Annotated in this window: 11 protein-coding genes and 2 tRNA genes; 7 read left to right on the top strand and 6 right to left on the bottom strand. The window is 58.2% G+C overall.

Annotated elements, in window-relative coordinates; all coding sequences use genetic code 11:
- Positions 1-413: 413 nt before the first annotated feature.
- Together BQ5379_RS11450 and BQ5379_RS11445 are read right to left on the bottom strand one after the other, a co-directional pair.
- Positions 414-1,127: a sulfatase-like hydrolase/transferase gene (locus BQ5379_RS11450; RefSeq protein ID WP_394332054.1), complete on the bottom strand. Its 714-nt coding sequence runs from the start codon at positions 1,125-1,127 to the stop codon at positions 414-416.
- The gene (locus BQ5379_RS11445; protein WP_394332053.1) at positions 1,112-2,419 is read right to left on the bottom strand and encodes an LTA synthase family protein; all 1,308 of its coding nucleotides are present in this window, start codon (positions 2,417-2,419) and stop codon (positions 1,112-1,114) included. Before BQ5379_RS11445 ends, BQ5379_RS11450 begins: the two co-directional genes overlap by 16 nt.
- A gap of 345 nt (positions 2,420-2,764) precedes the next feature.
- Between BQ5379_RS11445 and BQ5379_RS07020 the strand changes: the two genes are divergently transcribed.
- The gene (locus BQ5379_RS07020) at positions 2,765-3,895 is read left to right on the top strand and encodes an ABC transporter permease (RefSeq protein WP_071134778.1); all 1,131 of its coding nucleotides are present in this window, start codon (positions 2,765-2,767) and stop codon (positions 3,893-3,895) included.
- 221 nt (positions 3,896-4,116) lie between these two features.
- Here the strand turns inward: BQ5379_RS07020 and BQ5379_RS07015 are convergent, their stop codons facing one another.
- Positions 4,117-4,818, bottom strand: coding sequence for a response regulator (locus BQ5379_RS07015; protein ID WP_071134777.1), 702 nt, complete (start codon positions 4,816-4,818; stop codon positions 4,117-4,119).
- A gap of 309 nt (positions 4,819-5,127) precedes the next feature.
- On the bottom strand, positions 5,128-6,093 hold the full coding sequence (locus BQ5379_RS07010; RefSeq protein WP_071134776.1) for a sensor histidine kinase: 966 nt from the start codon (positions 6,091-6,093) through the stop codon (positions 5,128-5,130).
- Between the two features lie 892 nt (positions 6,094-6,985).
- On the opposite strand from BQ5379_RS07010, the gene BQ5379_RS07005 reads away from it, so the two are divergent.
- Positions 6,986-10,582: an AsmA-like C-terminal region-containing protein gene (locus tag BQ5379_RS07005; protein WP_071134775.1), complete on the top strand. Its 3,597-nt coding sequence runs from the start codon at positions 6,986-6,988 to the stop codon at positions 10,580-10,582.
- A gap of 289 nt (positions 10,583-10,871) precedes the next feature.
- Positions 10,872-10,946, top strand: a tRNA-Val gene (locus tag BQ5379_RS07000).
- A 500-nt stretch (positions 10,947-11,446) separates the two neighbouring features.
- Here BQ5379_RS07000 and BQ5379_RS06990 read toward each other — a convergent pair.
- On the bottom strand, positions 11,447-12,856 hold the full coding sequence (locus BQ5379_RS06990) for an ATP-binding cassette domain-containing protein (RefSeq protein WP_071134773.1): 1,410 nt from the start codon (positions 12,854-12,856) through the stop codon (positions 11,447-11,449).
- 162 nt (positions 12,857-13,018) lie between these two features.
- Between BQ5379_RS06990 and BQ5379_RS06985 the strand changes: the two genes are divergently transcribed.
- Entirely contained in the window at positions 13,019-13,939 is a 921-nt protein-coding gene (locus tag BQ5379_RS06985) for a mechanosensitive ion channel family protein (RefSeq protein WP_083377638.1), read from the top strand.
- A 219-nt stretch (positions 13,940-14,158) separates the two neighbouring features.
- Complete coding sequence (locus BQ5379_RS06980) at positions 14,159-16,093, top strand: glycoside hydrolase family 97 protein (RefSeq protein ID WP_071134772.1); 1,935 nt, start codon at positions 14,159-14,161, stop codon at positions 16,091-16,093.
- A gap of 1,164 nt (positions 16,094-17,257) precedes the next feature.
- Here the strand turns inward: BQ5379_RS06980 and BQ5379_RS06975 are convergent.
- Positions 17,258-17,959 (bottom strand): energy transducer TonB, encoded by a 702-nt coding sequence (locus tag BQ5379_RS06975; protein WP_071134771.1) that lies wholly within the window; start codon positions 17,957-17,959, stop codon positions 17,258-17,260.
- Positions 17,960-18,098: 139 nt separating this feature from the next.
- Here BQ5379_RS06975 and BQ5379_RS06970 point away from each other — a divergent pair.
- Both BQ5379_RS06970 and rlmN read left to right on the top strand, forming a co-directional pair.
- A tRNA-Ala gene (locus BQ5379_RS06970) sits at positions 18,099-18,172 on the top strand.
- Between the two features lie 252 nt (positions 18,173-18,424).
- Positions 18,425-19,444: a dual-specificity RNA methyltransferase RlmN gene (gene rlmN / locus BQ5379_RS06965; protein ID WP_071134770.1), complete on the top strand. Its 1,020-nt coding sequence runs from the start codon at positions 18,425-18,427 to the stop codon at positions 19,442-19,444.
- Positions 19,445-19,543: the final 99 nt, after the last annotated feature.

The raw sequence follows: 19,543 nt of genomic DNA, 5'->3' as shown, positions 1-19,543 counted from the left end.
TACGATGCAAAGTTGGTACCCGATTCTGAAAAGAATATGAAATCGGAGGTCAGTCGCGAAAAAAACGAATTTTTTTGAAGTGTTTTTTCGGGGTGGTAGAGCGATGATGCAGGGAAGGCAGGCGGGAGCAGAATGTTCCGGTTTCTGCCCGGTGGACGGATACTCGTGCTTCGGGTTTCCCCTCGGGCCTTTTCGGAGGGCGGGTTGGGTGCCCTTTGGCGAAAACGGAAGCGGCACCGACATGCCTACCCTCAGGCAGGTTCTGTCGGTGCCGCTTCGGAAACGGGAAGGGCGTGCGGCTGCTCTTTGCTTTCGTTCCGTGCTGCAGGTCGCAATCACAACTCGCGACTGCAGCTCGCAATTGCAGCCATAGGCCGCAGTTTGCCGTCGCAGACTGTGCAGTATGCTGCTCGCTATCGGATCGTATCGGACGGGTGGACGATAAAGTCGCTCCGTTCGAGGTGTTCGTAGTAGGTCTGGAGCAGAGCCTTCATCCGGTCGACCTGTTCGGGAGCGGGTTGGGTGCCCGTTTCGATCAGGTTGTGCTGCTCCATCGGGTCGCGGTTCAGATCGAACAGGTGGGTCACGTCGTGCTCGTTGAAGAACATCGCTGTCGAGTCGGTGATCCACTGGAACGCTTCGTTCACGTAGTTGATCGCAAAGGCCCGCTGGGCGGTGCGGGACGAGTCGGCCCGGATCTCGAACATGTCCTGTCCGTAGGCGAAGTAGGGCTTGTCGTAGCCGGTCAGTCCCAGCAGGGTCGGCATCAGGTCGATCTGCTGGGCCACGTGGCGGTCGTCGCCGCGCAGTGACCCGTCGGGGGTGTAGAGGAAGAAGATAATGTGCGAATTGCCCGTTGGCGTTTTCGTCACGTCGCCGTACACCTCGCTCGACACGTGGTCGGCCGTGAAGACGAAGATCGTGTTGTTGTACCAGGGCTGGTTGCGGGCGTAGGCGAAGAAGTCGCGCAGCGAGCGGTCGGTGTAGGCCACCGGACGCTGGGCCTTGGTGTGTCCCTCGGGCAGGATCGTCTCGTAGCCTTCGGGCACGACGAACGGGTGGTGTGACGAGAGGGTGAAGATCGTGGCGAAGAAGGGTTGCGGGGCGTGGTTCAGCTCGCGGGCCATGTATTGCATGAAGGGACCGTCCCAGATGCCCCAGTAGTTGTCGAAGTCGCGGGTGCCGACTTGGCCTCGTAGTCTTCGCGGGTGCGGGCCTCCTTCACGCCCGAGAGTTTGGCGTAGGCCACGAAACCCATCGATTTGTTTTCCGAACCGTTGAAAAACCAGGTGGAGTACCCCTCGTCGCCCAGCAGTCGGGCCAGTCCGTGGGTCTCGCCCAGCGACTGGGGGGTCACCACGAACGGGGTCTTGAACGACGGGATGGAGCTCAGAATCGACGGCAGGGCGTCGATCGACTTGCGCCCGTTGGCGTAGCCGCGGCGGAACAGGTAGCCCTGCTGCATCAGCGAGTCGAGGAACGGGGTGTAGCCCGCTTCGCCGGGATAGAGGTCGGGATTGAGGTAGGCCGAGTGCTCGTAGCTGAAACTTTCGAGCACGAAGATCAGGATGTTCTTGCCCTGCTGGGTTCCGAATCGGTCGTGACGCAGGCTGTCGGCTACGGGGTAGTGATAGGGCGAGAAGCGGGCGGCGAGCTCCTGCGGGTCGGGGAAGTAGCGGACGTAGCTGATCTTCTTGTTGCTGATGGTCCGCAGCACGCAGAAGGGGTTGCTCAGCACGATGGAGGCCTTGGCGGGCGAGACGGCGAATTGTGCGGCCTGGCTCATGGCGATGGGGCGGATGGCATGGTTCAGTCCGCCACGCATGCCGCCCACCAGCAGCACGACCGAAAGAATCGTCAGCAGAACGCCGGTCGGGACGAAAACCCAGTTGTTCCGGGTTCGGATCGGTGCGGGTTTCACACAGCGGTAGAGCCGGATCATGCCCCAGATGAGCAGCGCGGCGATCAGCACCAGGTACCAGTTTTCGCCGGCGGCTTTCCAGAGGATGTGGCCCGTGTTGTCGTTCTCGGTGAAGTGGAGCTCATCGACGGTGAGCCGTTTTTTGGCGTAGTGGAAATAGACCGTATCGGTGAGGTTCATCAGCACCACCACGACCATCACCACGCTCCATATCCAGAGTAGCATCCGCTGGTACCACCCCCGCTCGCGAGCGCGCAGCGGCAGCAGCGAAAGTACCACGAAGAGGCAGTAGACGTAACAGATGTTGGCCGTGTCGAAGAGCAGGCTGCCGCGCAGCAGGGCGGGAACTTCGGCCCAGGTCATGCTGCCTAGGGTGTCGGTGTTGAAGAGGTAGAAAATGACGCGCAGCACGAATAGCAGCACGTAGATCAGTACGATCCGCCAGGCCAGTACGGTCAGCGTGTTGTGGATCCAGGGACTCAGTCGTCGGTTCATCATGCGAGAAGATCAAAATAACGTCAGGGGGGAGCGAAAAGGCTCGCTACCGGAAATGTCGCGAGGAGTCCGGCGGCAGCTGCCCCCTGTGCTGCCCGGTTCATACCCGGTATGGGAAACCCATTGTTCCGCGGCCGTGAAATCTCTTGGCTTTTCAGTGCGGAATCAGCCAGGCAGTCGGCTGTTGTGTTCGAGGTATGTGGTTATTAACGTATGTTTTGGATAAGCAGGTATGTAAACGTGTCTGTTTTCCGGCGCAAAGGTACGATGTTTTCCGACGTACTGAAAAAAGAGTATCTTTGTCTGTATCCCGAATCGACCTCCGGGACAACTCTCCCGACTATCCGAATGCGTAAGTTCGCCATACTGCTCAAAAAGGAGTTTCTCCAGATTTTCCGCGACCGTTACATGCTGCGGGTCGTACTGCTGTTGCCGGTCATCCAGCTGCTGGTGCTGCCGCTGGCGGCCAATTACGATATCAAGAATTTCAGAATGGCGGCGATCGACCGCGACAACTCCCAGTTCAGCCGGCGTCTGCTGACCAAACTTCAGGCCGGAGGCTACTTCTCGCTGGCCGACGTGGCGCCGTCGTGGGCCGAGGCCGAACGCTGTATCGAACGGGGCGAGGTGGACATGATTATCGAGGTGCCGGACGATTTCGAACGCGATATGGTACTGGGGCATAGTCCCGAACTGTCGGTCCACATCTCGGCCATCAACGGGCTGAGTGCGGGCGTGGCTTCGGGGTATCTGAACTCCATCGTGGCCGATTTTGCGACTGAACTCGCGACCGAACGGCTGATTCCGGCCGCCGCACCGACCGACAAATACCCCGTACAGGTCAACGTGGCTACTCAGGAGTGGTATAATCCGCGGTTCGACTACAAAACGGTTATCGTACCGGGAATCCTGGCTCTGTTGATCACGATCGTCGGGCTGTCGATGACGGCCCTCAATACGGTTCGGGAGAAGGAGCGCGGAACCATCGAACAGTTGAACGTCACGCCCATGAGCCGTGCCTGGTACATGACGGCCAAAATGACTCCCTTCCTGGTTATCGGGCTGGTGCAGTTTACGATTGGGCTGGTGTTGGCGCGACTGGTCTATGCCGTGCCGATGGTCGGAAATATCGGTGTGCTGTACGCCGTGGTGACACTCTACCTGATCGGGGTACTGTGTCTGGGGTTCGTGATTGCCAACCTGTCCGAGACCCAGGTACAGTCCATCTTCCCGACGTTTTTCATCATGATGATCCTGATCCTCATGAGCGGTCTTTTCACGCCGGTCGAGAGTATGCCGGAGTGGGCGCAGCGCATGAATGTGGTCAATCCCGTGGCGCATATCATCTCGTCCATCAAGATGGTGCTCATCAAAGGCAGCTCGGCGGCCGATCTGCTGCCGCACTGGACGGGGATGGGACTCTTTGCCGTGGCCATGGCGGGTCTCGCGGTGGTTACGTTCCGTAAATTCAAGGCCTGAGGCGCTCTCTGCCGGGCATTTCCTGTTGAGAAGTTTTTTGGGGGATGGGGGAGCAGACCGCCTGTTGCCCCGACCGGTTGTGTCTTTGCGAACCCGAGGCTGAGGGGACTACCGCTCCCGAGGGGCTGTGTAGGCCGGGTTCGACGGGTCGGTTTCTCTGCCGGTGGCGGTTGTGACGGTCGGTTCGCTCCGGCCGTATTGTCCGATGCGGGGGGGTAGGATCAGATCTCTACAAGGCCGTTCTTGATGGCGTAGACCACCAGGTTGGCGGTGTTCTTGCAATTCGTTTTTTCGAGAATATTGGCCCGGTGTTTGTCGACGGTGCGTTTCGAGATAAACAGTGTTTCGGCAATCTCGTTGTTCGTCATCCCTTTGCAGATCAGCAGCAAAATCTCTTTTTCGCGGTCCGAGAGCAGGGTCTCGTCGGTCTCGCTCTCCTCTTCGTCGGTTTCGCCGGCCGTCGAGGGCGACGAGGAGTGCAGGTTGCTGACCAGGTTGAAGAGCAGCTCCTGCGAGAAGTAGGAGCCTCCCTCCAGCACGGCTTCGAGTGCGGCGTAGACTTCGGTGATGTCGGAATTTTTGAGCAGGAACCCTTTGACCCCCTGCGACACCATCTTGAAGTAGTAGTCCTCTTCGCCGTACATCGAAAGGGTGATGATCCGCAAGTCGGGATAGCGTGCGAGGGCTTCGGCTGCGGCGTCGATGCCGTTCATCTCGGGCATCGAGATGTCGAGCAGAACGACGTCGGGCAGTCCGTCGGGCGAGGCGGCCGCGTCGGTCAGCAGGGCGAGCATTTCGGTGCCGGTCCCGGCTTCGCCGCTGACGCGGAATTTCGGGTGGGAGTTGAGCAGCAGTTTGAGCCCGTTCCGAAAGAGAGCATGGTCGTCGACCAGCAGTACCGAGTATTTATTGTTTTCTTTCATTGCCGTTGGGTTGTTGGGGATGTTACCTCCCGAATTTTACACTGCATCACCGTTTGTTCCGTATGCGCGACTGTTGCGTCTTAATTTCGTTTCCTTCTCACCACCTCGCAAATTTCGCAAGCGGTATTTGTGTTCTGTAAGCGACTGCCGCTTTTTGAAAAAAGCGGCACCAAAAACTTTTGAGATGGCCGCGTCTGCCCGGTTGGTCGATGACCCGCCGTTTAGGATGCGCAGCATCCGCCGAAAAGTTCTTTGGGTCTCTTTCTTTCAAGAAAGGGACAGTTCCATACGGGTCATGCAGTCCTTCCCTTACCTCGTATTGATCCGGATGAAAACCCGCGTCCCGCCTCCACCGGGACGGCTGTCGATCCGCAGTTCGCCCCGGATCGAACTGATGCGCGAGGCGATGTTCGACATTCCCATTCCGTCCGATTCGGCCTCCGTGTCGAAGCCGATGCCGTCGTCGGCTACGTTCACCGTGATTCGCTCCCGCTCGATCCGCATGTCCACGGCCAGCGTCTTGGCCTGGGCATGTTTCAGCGCATTGTTGATCAGTTCGCAGACCACCCGGTAGAGGATCACTTCCCGATCAGGATTGAACCGCACTTCGCGCATGTTGCCGGGGTTGAAGACGATCCGTGTCGAGGGACACATCGGTTGCAGTTTGCGGATAAAGGTGTTCAGCGCCCGCGCCACCCCAAAGTTGTTCAGCACGTGCGGACTGAGGTTGTTCGAGATCTCGGTCAGGCTTTTGACCGCTTCGTTGATGACGTACTCCGTGTTGGCCAGGATTTCGCGTTGGGTGTCGTTGAGCGGCTGGGTCGAGAGTGCCGAGACGCTCATCCTTACCGACGACAGCAGGGGACCCAGTCCGTCGTGCAGCTCTTTGGAGATGATCTGTCGTTGGTTCTCCTCGGCCCGGATAACGGCGCTGAGGACTCGTTTTTCGCTGTTGCGTCGCTGTTCTTCCCGCAGGGCGATGTAGTTCAGAATCTTTTTGATCATGAACACCCCCACGGCGAAGCAGAGCGAAGTGGCCACGCCGACCCACACGTAGTATTCCGGTTCCATGACGATCATGTTGGTTCGTCCCTGGGTGCGTTCGGAGAGGGCCTGTGCGAATTCGTTGAACCGCATGGCGCACATCAGCACCAGGGCGATCGTGAAGAGGATCCACGACGAATTGAATTTGGTCGTGCGCGTCAGTCGCACGGCCACCCCGGCTGCAAAGATTTGCAACACGATCGAGATGACGAGTAGAATGAGAAGTACCATAATTCCAACCCGAAAGATACGAAAAATCCCGATTTTACACCTTCCTTAACCTTCCAGAATTCGGCGGGAAGTGGCTTCAGGCGCCCCGTCAGCATGGTTTCTAATGACATAAACGATACGCAGTATCGCCCGCTCCGCCGCGGGCACGGTGCCTTCGGGCACTCCGTCAGCGTGGTTTCTAACGACACAAGCGATACGCAGTATCGCTCGCTCCGCCGCGAGCACGCGGCCGCCGCCCGCGGAGGGCAGTCAAAGAATGGTTGTTATCTCAAACAAAAGCCCGCTCAAAGAGGAACGAACGATTCGCCAATGGCGTGAATCATTCGTTTCTCTCTTAATCGCATTCGCGGGTTTTTTGAGTATAGCATCGCGAGTAGTACGGAACTGCCCTCACGTCGGGCAGGCGGTGGCTTCGGCCACCCCGTCAGAGTGGTATTGTCTCGAATAGAGGTTGTTATGTGCACTTTATGTCTGCTAGCTGTCGCCTCAAGCCAACCACTGCGCCGCCGCGAGCACGCGGCCGCCGCCCGCGCAGGGCAGTCGAAGAACGTTTTTGTCCGCACGAAATAAAGCCCGCTCAAAGAGAAACGAACGATTCGCCCAATGTCGCGAATCATTCGTTTCTCTCTAAATCGCATTCGCGGGCTTTTTGAGTATAGCATCGCGAGTAGTACGGAACTGCCCTCACGCCGGGCAGGCGGTGGCTTCGGCCACCCCGTCAGAGTGGTATTGCCCCGAATAGGGGTTGGTCTAAATAATTCGGTGTGTTGGTTGCCAATGGGGCCCCACTGAAAAATCGATCGCCTGATGTACGAATCCCACTGGCGAGAGTCGTTATACTTGGCAGACTTTTTGAAACAGGGAAGTCGGAAAAGTCGTAATTTTGAGAATCATGAAGCGAAAAACAGTTCGAAAACTCATATTCATTCCCCTCGGGACCCTCGTTGTGCTGCTGGGGTTGATCCTTGGTGCTGCGGCTCTTTTGCTTACTCCCGAGCGGCTCACGCCGTTGGTGTCCCAGTTGTGTGACCGGTATCTCGATGCGCAGGTCCGTTTTGATACCGTCAGTGTCTCGCTGTTCCGGGATTTTCCGCATGTAACCCTTCGGTTACGCGGTGCCGAAATTGTTTCACACGCATTCGCTCCACTGCCCGACTCCGTTCGTCAAACCCTGCCTGCACGGGCCGATACACTGGCCCGGATCGGCCGTCTCGATGTGGCGTTGAACGCGCTGGCCCTTACATCCGGACGAGCCGACATCCGTCGTATCTCCCTCGAAGATGCCCATCTGAACGCCTATGTAGCTCCGGACGGCACTCCCAACTGGAATATTTACCGCAGCGACACGACCACTGTCGAGACCGATACCAGCTCGACCTCCTTTGTGGTCAATATCAACCGGATTACGATTCGGAACGGCCTTTCGCTCAGCTACGACAGCCGTCCCGACCGTCTCTCGGCCACGGTCACCCTGCGCAGTCTCGTCGTGCGGGGCGACCTGACGACCGATCTGTTGCAGAACGACCTGCGCCGCTTCCGGCTGCGCGATCTGGCCCTGCGACTCGATGCCGACGGGAAGGTCAGCTCTGCGCGGATCGACAGCCTCTCGGTCAGCGGTCGCCGGCGGGTCGACTATACCCTGGGGCTGGGTGTGAAGGAGGTAGTCTGGCAAGGGGTTCACTGGCTCGATTCCGTACGGCTGCAGACCGGGATCCGTTTTAGCGGGAAAGACCATCGGGCCGTCGCGTTGCGTGACTTTGCGCTCCATCTGAACGACATGCTCGTCACGGCCGAAGGCGATGCCACGTTCCAGGGCGATACCGTTGTGACCCACTTCGGGCTGCGGACCCAGGGAATGAAACTTGCCAGCATGCTTCACGTAATCCCCACCGAGATACTGCCCCTGGCGCGCGACTATGAGACCAACCTGACTACCGATCTCGACCTGCGGATCGACGGGCCGATTGCCCTTTCTACCCGCACCCTGCCCGACATAACGGCCGATTGGCGGATACCGGCCGGTTACCTGCATTACACCAAAGACCGTACCGGCAGTCGGATCGACACGCTGGCCCTCGACGCAACGCTGCGATTCCGGCCCCGTTATCCCGACTCGACGGGGGTCGATCTGCGGCAGTTTCAGGTGTCGGGCGTGGGGATGAATCTCTACGCCGCGGGTAAACTGGACCGACTGACCGGCGACGCCGGTTTTGCCGGCAACGTTCGCGGCGACCTGTCGCTGGACTACCTGACCCGCCATTTCCCCTCGTCCGACGGGACGACCCTTCGGGGACGGATTGCCCTCGATATGCAGGGGCATGCCCGTCTCAGTCAGCTCAATCCGGCTCAGATCGGGAATGCCGACTTGCGCGGCAAATTGACTGTCGATACGTTGCGGATGCACCTTCCCAGCCGTGAACTCCGTCTGATGGTCGGCCACGGCCTGTTGGGGCTGGGGGCCGGAGCCGCCCGGATCGATTCGGTGAAACGCACCGACTTGGGGGTTGTCGGGGCCCTGCTCTCGCTCGATACCCTGAATATGGAGATGGGGCACACGGTGAGCGTAAGAGGCAAGAAAATCAAAGTGCAGGCCGCGACGTCGGCTCAGACCCTGACGGGCGATACGACCGCCGTACACCCTTCGCAGGGGTTGTTGTCGGCCACCGGTCTGCGGGTCGAACTGGGTGACTCGACCACCTTTGTGGGGCGCGGTCTCGAAACCGACTGGAGCATCCGGCCCGATCGGGATGCACCGCGTGTACCGCACATTGCGCTTCAGATTCAGGCACGGCGGCTTTCGCTGCGCGACCGCGCCAGCCGTTTCGTGATCGGTCGCGGGAGTGTCGGGCTGGAGGCAACGCTGAACCGTCCCGACAGCGCGCAGCTGCTCCGTCGGGAGCAGCGTTTGGACTCCCTGCAACAGCTCTATCCCGACATTCGGCGAGATTCCCTCCTGGCTCATGTCCGTTCGTTGCGTACGGCCCGGCAACCTCAGCAGGAGACGTGGGCCGGCGACATCGACATGCAGCTTTCGTCCGACCTCTCCGCCCTGTTGCGGCGTTGGCAGGTGAACGGTTGGGTCAAGGCCCGTTCGGGGCGTATCGTGACCCCCTATTTCCCGATTGCCACCGTGTTGCGGGATGTGGATATTGTGTTCAATACCGACGAGGTGCGTCTGAACCGGACCTTCCTGAAGGCCGGCCAGTCGCAAATGGTGCTCACGGGCGATGTGAACGGGTTGAAGCGGGCCATGTTGGGACGCGGCAAATTGCGCGGAAACCTGACGGTTGTGGCTGATACGTTGAATCTGAACGAGATCGTCCGCGTGGCCAATGCCGGATCGGCACTGGTGGCTCAGGGCGGAGTCGGAGAGGTCGAAAGCGACGACGCGCTGGAGCAGCGGATCACACAGTCGGTCGATACTTCGGCTGTGAGTTCGCTGTTGATGGTGCCCGGCAATATCGACATGAAGTTCGACATGACGGTCCACCGCGGGGTCTACGCCAATCTGGCGCTGGACAGCCTCTCGGGCGAAGTGCAGGCACGCAACCGGGCCATCCAGCTCTCCAACCTGGTGATGCGGAGTAACGCCGGCAATCTGAAACTCACGGGGCTCTATGCAACCCGGACGCCGCAGGACATACAGACCGGTTTCGACCTGGAGATGGAGAAGATGCAGGTGGCGCGGCTGATCGAGCTGATACCGTCGATTGACACCCTGATGCCGATGTTGCGGTCGTTCGACGGTGTGGTCGATTGTCAGATCGCCCTCACGGCACGGCTCGACAGCGCCATGAACATCCTGTTGCCGTCGCTCAATGCCGCCTGCCACCTGGATGGCGACAGCTTGGTGCTGATGGATGGCGAGACGTTTGCCGAGATCTCCAAGATGCTGCTTTTCAAGAACAAGAAGCGTAATCTGATCGACCATATCTCGACCGAACTGCTGGTGCGCGATGCCCAGATCGAGATCTTCCCGTTTGTGGTCGAGATCGACCGCTATCGGGCTGCAGTCAGCGGGGTGCATAAGATGGACATGACGTTCAATTATCATATCTCGGTGCTCAAGTCGCCGATTCCGTTCCGGTTGGGCATTGATATTTTTGGCAACCTCGACGATTTTGACTTCAAGATCACGCGGGCCCGATACAAGGACGCCAATCTGCCGACGCGGGTCGAGTTGATCGAAGATACCCGCATGAATTTGCGCAACTATATCCGCGAGGTGTTTCAGCGCGGGCCACGTCTGGAGGATGCCACCCGCCTGCGGATCACGCCGCAGACCGAGTCGCCCGAAGCGCTGCTGCCGGCGGCCGATTCGCTCAGTTCGGAGGAGGCCCGTGAGTTGGAATCGCTGGAGGCAACCGGCTCTGTCGCCGATACGACGAGTAATGAGACGGTGCCTCGTGGGGAGAGCGCTCCCGCCGAGCCTGTCGAACCGTTTGCCAGGGAGGTCGAAGTACCGGCGGCTGGACGGTCTGCCGAGTAGCCGGGGTGGCGGTGCGTCGGGGCGCTTGTCCGCTCTTGGCGGTATGTGCAGCGTCAGTTTTGTGAAAAAATTAGGGATTGCAGAGCCGGTTTTACTTCGGAATCTCTTCGTCACCGCGCGGCAGGTCGGGTGAAAGTCGTGTGGTGCTCCAAAAACCGCAAAAAAATATCGGTTTTCTTCGTGCTGACAATGAGGGGGTTGAGTCGATCGGGGCAAAAAAAGTGAAAAAAAGTTATCGAAATTTTTGGAGAATATCGAAAAAGCCGTACCTTTGTATCGCAATCAGCAAGGGAGCTTAGCTCAGTTGGTTCAGAGCGTCTGCCTTACAAGCAGAGGGTCGGGGGTTCGAATCCCTCAGCTCCCACTAAGGAAAGAGAGTCATCAAACGGTGATTCTCTTTTTTTGTTTGTGCGTTTTTTGGGAGAAGGGCGGCGGGTGGAGAGGAGAAGTTGCGTGAAAAGGATGGGACAGGGGGAGGGGGCAGGAGTGAATGGGAAGAGGCGGTGCGGAAGGTGCTGAGGTCGGGAGCCTGGCGGGCGGTACGCTGTCGGAATCCAGTATGAGCGTGGGATGCGAGGTCGTGGGGGGGAGTGTTCTTAAGGGGGAGCGGAAGTCTGAATATGGAATATCCATCGAATATACCGTCGAAATGTGTCGGGGCATGCAATGAATGGTTGCGCGCCCTGTATTCGTTTGTGGGGGTGGTAATAAAACGGATCGACTTGATTACTTCAAGGTCGATCCGTTCGTCGTATTAATGCCGAGTGACTGGAGATTGCGGAGGGGGGCAGGTGTTGATGTCCGCGGCAATCACACCTTTAATCCCGTTCGGCGAGTCGCGGCGTGCGCCGGGCGGCCGGAGGGTTAGTGGCGTTGCAGTTCCAGCCGGTGGTCGATGCACGACGGCAGGTCGGTGTCGTAGTGCGATATGTAGATCAGCGCTTTTCCCGTCCGGGCGCAGAAGGCGTCGATAATGGCCTTTACCCGTTCCTTGTTCGTTTCGTCCAGTCCGTTCAGCGGTTCGTCCAAAATCAGCAGATCCGGGTCCTTTACGAAGGCACGCGCCAGCAGTACGAGGCGCTGTTCGCCGCTCGAGAGCCGCAGGAACGACTGCTGGCCCAGTGACTCGATGCCGAACGTCTCCAGCCAGGCCCGGGCCGAAGTCAGCTGGGCCTCGGTCGGGGTTTCGTACAGACCCAGCGAGTCGAAATAGCCCGAGGCTACCATCCGTACGGCCGGAATGTCTTTCAGGAACGAACGGTGCATCTCGGAACTTACGTACCCGATGTGGCGTTTGATCTCCCAGATGCTCTCGCCCGTGCCTCGCTGCCGTCCGAAGAGGACGATGTCCTGGGCGTAGGCCTGCGGGTTGTCGGCGCTGATGAGGCTCAGCAGGGTCGATTTTCCGGAGCCGTTCGGACCCGCCAATGCCCATTTCCCGCCATTGGCGATGGTCCAGTCGAGCGCCTCCAGAATCGTACGGTCGCCGTAACGGATCGTCACGCCGTTGAGACGCACCATCTCCGTACATTCGAGTGCTCTCCCCTCGGCCGGCGGCAGCGTAACGGTCGGATGGGCCGGGGCGGGAGACTGGACGAACTCGCCGATCGGAATTTTCGGCCCGAGGGTGCGGTCCGAGAGGCGGTAAATGTGGGTGATGAAGGGCGGAATGTCCGATTCGGTGGCCAGTACCAGAATCAGTTGCAGACCTGCCATTTCGGTCAGTCGCCGGAGCAGTTCGTTCAGCAGCCGGCGTGCCGCCACATCCAGCCCGATGAACGGATTGTCGACCACCAGCACACGTGCCCGGGTCAGCAGCATCCGGACGATCTGAAACTTGCGCAGCTCGCCGCTCGAGAGCATGATGACCGGTTTGTCCAGCATCGGACGGATGGCCAGCAGGTCGTACAGCTCGTCGCGCAGGGCCGTGTCGCCCTCCAGCCGGCCGAGCAGTTCGCCCACGCGCGGCGCATTCTCGTTGTCACACGAGTTCCAGCGTTGCTGGTAGTAGTATTCGCCGTCTTCAGCGCGGTTGTAGGTTTCGTGGAACGCGATGTACCGGATGCCACCGCCCGCGAAGCCGTACTCCAGACGGCCGTTGCAGAGGGCGCGTTGGCCCAGCAGGGTCTCGACCAGCAGCGTTTTGCCGCTGCCGTTGGGACCGACGATGGCGATATGTTCGCCGCTGTTGAGTGTGAAGTTCAGAGGCGAGGTGAAACGACAGGCAGTTTCGCTCAGGATTCCGTTTTCGAGCGTGACGATAGGTTCCGGCATGACTTTTGAAGGTTGAAAAACAGCCCAAAAATACGCAAAACCGGGTGTTATCCCTAAATTTGTCGAGATCGGACCGCAAGATTCTTCCGCCCTCCCCGGTCGGAGGAGCCTCCGCCCCGCCCGTGATACGACGTAACTAAAACGGATTCTATAAGGTAGATTATGTTTGGATTCTTAGCTCAACTGGCCACCAATCCCGAGGTGGTCGAAAAGGCCGACAGTGTCAAAACCACGTTTGTGCAGAAACTGGAGACCCTCTCCCAGATGTCCGGCGAGGAACTGGTCAAAACGGTGACCCACAGTGTGATCTCCGTCGCGCTGAAGATACTCGTAGCCCTGCTGATCTTTTGGGTCGGCCGGTGGTTGATCCGTCGAGCGCGGAAGGTCATGGAACGCATCATGATCCGACGGCGGGTCGACGTGTCGCTGCGGGCCTTCCTGATGAGTCTGGTGAATATCACCCTGACACTCTTTCTGATCATCATTATCATCGGGGTGCTGGGCATCGACACCACCTCGTTCATCGCCCTCTTCGCATCGGCCGGTCTGGCCATCGGTATGGCGTTGAGCGGCACGCTGCAGAACTTTGCCGGCGGGGTGATGATTCTGTTGTTCCGTCCGTTCCGGGTGGGCGACTATATCGAAGCGCAGGGTGAAGAGGGGACAGTCAAGGAGATCCGGCTGGTCCACACGGTGCTCAATACGGTCGACAACAAGACCATCCTGTTGCCGAACGGCCCCGTATCGACCGGCATTATCAACAACTTCTCGCACGAGCCGCGGCGGCGTGTCGATTGGGTCTTCGGCATCGCGTATGGCGACGATTATGACGTGGCCAAAGCGACGATCGCCGAACTGCTCGACCAGGACGAACGGGTACTGAAAGAACCCGAGCCGTTTATCGCTCTGAAAGAGCTGGCCGACAGTTCGGTCAACATCGTGGTGCGTGCGTGGGTCGAGTCGCCGGAGTATTGGAACGTCTACTTCGGGATGAACGAGAAGGTGTATAAGGTCTTCTCGCAGCGCGGTCTGAACATCCCCTTCCCTCAGATGGATGTGCATATGTACAAGGGCGATGCTTAAACTCCGCCAAGGTGTCGGAATTGATCCTTTGTCTCCCCGGAAACCGTACAAGGTCTCCGGGGAGATCTGTTTTTGTCGGGCTGCGGGCAGGGGTTTCGGAGCGGTTGTTTGCGTTTCGTGACGGGTTGACGACAGGCGACAAGTGGGGACGGAAAGTTGTATATCGGTCGTGAATTTTTATCTTTGTGTTTTACTGACCCCATAACTATTTATACCCCTATGAGAATCAACCGACTGGCGGCACGCCTCTGTGTCGCTCTGCTGGCGTCGGGACCCGGTCTGGTCTGGGCCCAGCAGGCTGAAATGAATCTGAAAGTCACCGACGGACGATTGACCTACGACGTCGAGTATCAGGGCAAAACCGTGATCTCCGCCTCGCCCCTGGGGCTGAACGTCGACCGGCAGATGCTCGGCGAAGAGGTCCGCATCGCCGCAAACGCTCCTGCCGGCGCCGGAACCGTGACCTACACCATCGAGCGCGCCGACGGGCAGACCTACTATGTCGACACCCGTGCCTTTGATAACGGCGTGGCCCTGCGTTACCGCATCCCGGCCGACGGTCCCCGCTGCATATACAGCGAACAAACCTCCTATATTTTCCCTGCCGGGACCCATGTCTGGTATGCTAGCGGCCCCTTCCAGTATGGATGGATACAGGCCTACCAGGATCGCGGAATTGAGACCGTTAACGGCGAGCTGCTCGCTCCGCCGGCCACCTTCCGCCTGCCCAACGGTACCTATGCCGCCATCACCGAAGCCAACTTGTTCCACTACCACGGAGCCGTGTTGTTCGGTCGCGAAGGCAACCGTGTGCAGTGGGGCTATGTCGAAAACAAAGGCCACCTGGAAACAGGCATCGTTACCGGTCTGCCTCCCACGAAATACTGGCACGAGGAGGTGCGCGACTGGCCTTGGATCGTCACCCCGCGTGACGGGGCCGACCAGATCGTCACCCCGTGGCGTATCCTGATGCTGGCCGATAATCTGAACGGGCTGGTCAATAACGATATTATCGCTCAAGTGTCCGACCGTCCCGATCCCAAGCTCTTCCCGGATGGGGCTGATACCGAGTGGATTCGTCCCGGCCGTTCGGTTTTCACCTGGCTGACCGAAGGACCCGACCGGCTGAGTGTTGCCAACCATAAGAAATATGTGGACGGTGCCGCCGAACTGGGTCTCCAGTCGGTTGTGGTCGACGACGGTTGGGAACTTTGGGCCAAAACCGAGAAAGAGGCCAACGGACGCTCCAAGTGGGAGATGATGAAGGAGCTGGTCGATTATGCCGCCGCCAAGGGAGTGGATATCTGGGTTTGGCGCTCGTCATCGCCTCGGTCGGGCAACACGACTGACATCGGTCTGGTCGATGCCGAGGAGCGGGCCAACTTCATGAAGAAATGCCACGAAATCGGTGTTAAAGGGCTGAAAATCGACTTTTTCCATACGGAAAATCTCTTTACGGTCGATCTGATGGAGGCAATCCTGAAAGAGGCCGCTGCCAATCAGCTGATGGTCATCTTCCACGGCGTGAACAAACTTACCGGCGATAACTTTACCTATCCGAACCTGTTGGCCAAAGAGGCCGTACGCGGTCTGGAAACCGTCGGCGGCGAGAACAGCTGGGCTCCCGGTCCGCCGTGGCCCTACCACAATACGGTGCTGCCTTTCACGCGCTGGCTGGCCGGCCCGGCCGACTATACGCCGCTGAACTTCCGCCAGTTCTGCCCGCCTTCGATTTCGTTCACCCATCAGTTGGCGTCGATCTACATGTTTACCTCGCCGATGCTGATTCTGGCGGCTGATATGGAAGATATGCTGGCCTGCCCCGGACGGCAGTTTATCGAAGAGGTGCCGGTGGTGTGGGACGAGTCGCGGGTGCTCGACGAGAGCCGCATCGGCGAACTGGCCGCCATTGCCCGTCGCAAGGGGGATGTCTGGTATCTGGCCGTGTTGAATGGCGAGCAGGCTTTTGACGGCGAGCTCTCTCTGGATTTCCTGCCTGCCGGAAACTATTGGATGACCGTGGCCTCGGACGAGGGCGAGAATTACAAGAAGATTGTGATGAGCACCGACAAAATCCGGGTTAAAACAGGTCGCACACTGCCCGTGAAGTTGTTGTCGGGTGGCGGTTACCTGGTGAAGTTCGAGAAGATGTAGTACGTGACATCGGTCTGCAGTCGTCCGATTGTGTGGTCGGTGGCTTTATCAAACGGGCGAGGGGTTGCGAATCGCATGTTTCGCAACCCCTCGCCTCTTTTGTGCGGTGTATGTTTTGTTTCTGGATGCGCGGAATCTATGCGGAGAGTCTCTTTTTCGTACAGGCGATACCGCGTGACGGAGAGAAATATCGGAGCAATTATGGCGTTACGGGTGGTTTTTGAGGGCGTTTAAGTCTTGTAACTCTCTGGTTCGAGATTGGTTGTCTGCTCGGCGGTAATAGCGGGCCTTGACAAAACACAAAATCCCTTTCGGCCCGTCAATATTCAACGGGCCGAAAGGGATTGTATTTCGCACATATCCGCGGATTATCGGCGGTTGCCGTAATCGTAGGGCGGAGGTGCCGGCGGCCCTTTGGGCTTTTTCGGCTTTTTGTGGGGCTTCGGCGGTTTGTGGTGTCCGGGAGGGTGATGCGGGGCCTCCTTGTGATGCGGAGGATGGGGCCGGCTGTGTCCGGGCGGTACTGCAACGCATGACATTGCAAAAAGTGCTGCTGCCAAAAGACACAAAACCCCTGTTCTGTGGAGTTTCATGGGTTGAGTGGTTTTTACAAATATAGCAAAAGTGGCGATAGTGGCAAGGCGAGAATGAAGTTTTCGACTTGGGCAAATCCGGCGGTATCCCATACTCGGACATGGGGGATTACGCGTAACGGAGGCAGGGAAAACGGATTCCGTTTTCAAGTATATCTGCTGTACCCGGTACTGTTCTTTGTCCGATACTGAATCGAGGGGATTGATGTGGTTTTGCTGTCGGGTGGCAGGAGAGTAGGGAAAACAGCGTGGCTCAGAGGGGACCGAGTCTTACATAAATACTTCCGGAATAAATAGGGAGGGAAGCAGGTTGATAGTTTAAGGCAATATACCGGATTGTTTTGTCACTAATATCGGAATCCAATGTCAGAAAAGAAGCCGAGTCTATGTGTAGTGGGGCTGTCTGGGAGGGGGGCTCAAACGCTTGTTTGGGCTCTATTCCGACGGGGCGCTGTTTGATAGAAATTGTTCCGTTTGATTTGGGGTAAGGTAAAGGTCCATAGGTTGCAAAAAAGAATACCCTGCGATCTGTCGGTCGCAGGGTATTCTTTAAGATTCTGTACCTCGTTTGTTATTGCAGCACGAAGTTGATGGGCACCTGGATATACACGCGGACGGGTTTGCCACGGTTTGCACCGGGTTGCCATTTGGGCGAGCTTTTTACCACGCGGATAGCCTCTTCGTCGAGGTATTTGTCCACGCCGCGGAGGATGGTGATGTTGGATACCGAACCGTCACGTTCAACGACGAACTGTACGGTAACTTTCCCCTGCGAGCCGTTGTCGGCAGCTGCCGGCGGGTATTCGATGTTTTTCGAACACCAGCGTGCGAATGAGTTGACGTCTCCACCCTGGAAGCTCGGCATGGTTTCGGCGATGATCACGGGTTCTTCTTCTTCGACTTCACCTTCGGGGCCGGTGTAGGTACCGCCGAAACGGGTAACGTCCACAGCGAGGTCGGTGGTTACGTCGAGGTCGAGGATGTTGACCGTTTGTTCGATTTTAGCGTCGTTTTTCACGACGTTCAGCAGGTCGGAGAGTACGACGGCCTGGGTTTTCATCGGTGCCGGCGGACGTTTGTCTTCCTGAACCGTGACCTCGGTCATTTCGGTTTCGACGACGACGGGCGCCTCTTCGACTACCTCAATGACCCGTTCTTTCTGGCTCCAGCTGAACATGCCGATGCAGGCAGCCAGGGCCACGATGATACCGATTTCCAGAAAATAGCTGCGTTTGTTTTCCAGATCGGCCTTGGGCGATTTTTTGAGTTCCATATGGTTAGTAGTGGTTTATGCGTTAACCGTGGGAATAGGATTACCGATACAAAGCTATGCCTTTTATTTGGAAAATGCAACACTGTTTTTCGCGGATGTTTGGTAAATGAAAAAAAAGCCCTATATTTGCGTTGCAATTGGGGGATTAGCTCAGTTGGCTAGAGCGCTTGCATGGCATGCAAGAGGTCACCGGTTCGAGCCCGGTATTCTCCACAAAAATCGTCGAATAGGACACTGAAACCGCCTCACAATACCCTGTGAGGCGGTTTTTTGTTTTGCCGGCTGTTTCGTCGTATCGACGGAAATCGTATCTTTACCTGCGGAACGGAGCGGGTGTGGTGCGACGGAACGGTTCGATCGCGGCCTCCTCTGTAGGGTAATTTTTTATCGGCAAAAGAGGGGCTGCGGACAAAAATTTGGGAAAAATCGAAAATTATTTTTTGTCTTCTTTCAGAAAATAGGGATATGGAAAAATGGTTGACGGGTTTGTCGCCTGCCGAATTGAAGGCTGTGGCGGCCGAGGTGGGGCTTAAGCCCTTTGCGGCACGGCAGATGGCCGATTGGCTTTACAAAAAACGGGTCTCGGACATTGCGGCGATGACCAACCTGTCGCTGGCGGCCCGCGAACGGTTGGTCGAGGCGGGTTATGTGGTGGGGCGGATCGAACCGACCGAAGTGCAGGTGTCGGTCGACGGGACCAAAAAATACCTCTTCCCCACGTTGGGCGGCCGTTCGATTGAGGCGGTCTATATCCCGGACGGCGATCGGGCCACCCTCTGCGTATCGTCGCAGGCGGGCTGCAAGATGGGGTGCCGTTTCTGCATGACGGGGCGGCAGGGGTTCCAGCACCACCTGACGGCCGGTGAGATCATGAACCAGGTGCTGGCCATTCCCGAGTCGGAGCGGCTGACGAACATCGTCTTCATGGGGATGGGCGAACCGATGGACAACCTCGACGCGGTGTTGCGTGCGGTCGACATCCTGACGGCCGAGTGGGGATTGGGCTGGAGCCCGACGCGGATTACGGTCTCGACGGTGGGGGTGATCCCGGCCATGGAGCGGCTTTTGCGTGAGACCAAGGTGCACCTGGCCGTGAGCCTCCACGACCCGTTCGACGAGGAGCGGCGCGAACTGATGCCGGTTCAGAACCGCTATCCGATCCGGGAGGTGGTGGCTGCGCTGCGGAAGTTCGATTTCGCCCACCAGCGGCGGCTGAGCTTCGAGTACATCGTGTTCGACGGCGTGAACGATTCGCCGCGGCATGTCGAGGGGTTGGCGCGCCTGTTGAAGGGGCTCGACTGCCGGATCAACCTGATCCGCTTCCATGCCATTCCGGACAGTCCGTTGAACGGCGTGTCGCCCGAGCGGATGCGGTGGATCAACGGGGCGCTGAATGCCGCGGGGATCACCACTACGACCCGGGCATCGCGCGGTGAGGATATTTTCGCGGCGTGCGGGTTGCTCTCGACCCTGGCTGAGAAATAGTTTTTTGAGGAGGGGGATTGAATAGAGCGTGCGCGGGCGCGGAGGAATGAAAGGAATGCGGAGGATGCTTGTGTGGAGATGGTTGGAGCAGAGTCGAAG

Source organism: Millionella massiliensis (assembly GCF_900104655.1).
Taxonomy (GTDB): Bacteria; Bacteroidota; Bacteroidia; order Bacteroidales; family Rikenellaceae; genus Rikenella; species Rikenella massiliensis.
Note: the sequence above shows the minus strand (reverse complement) of the source record. Positions and strands in the feature narration are given on the sequence as shown.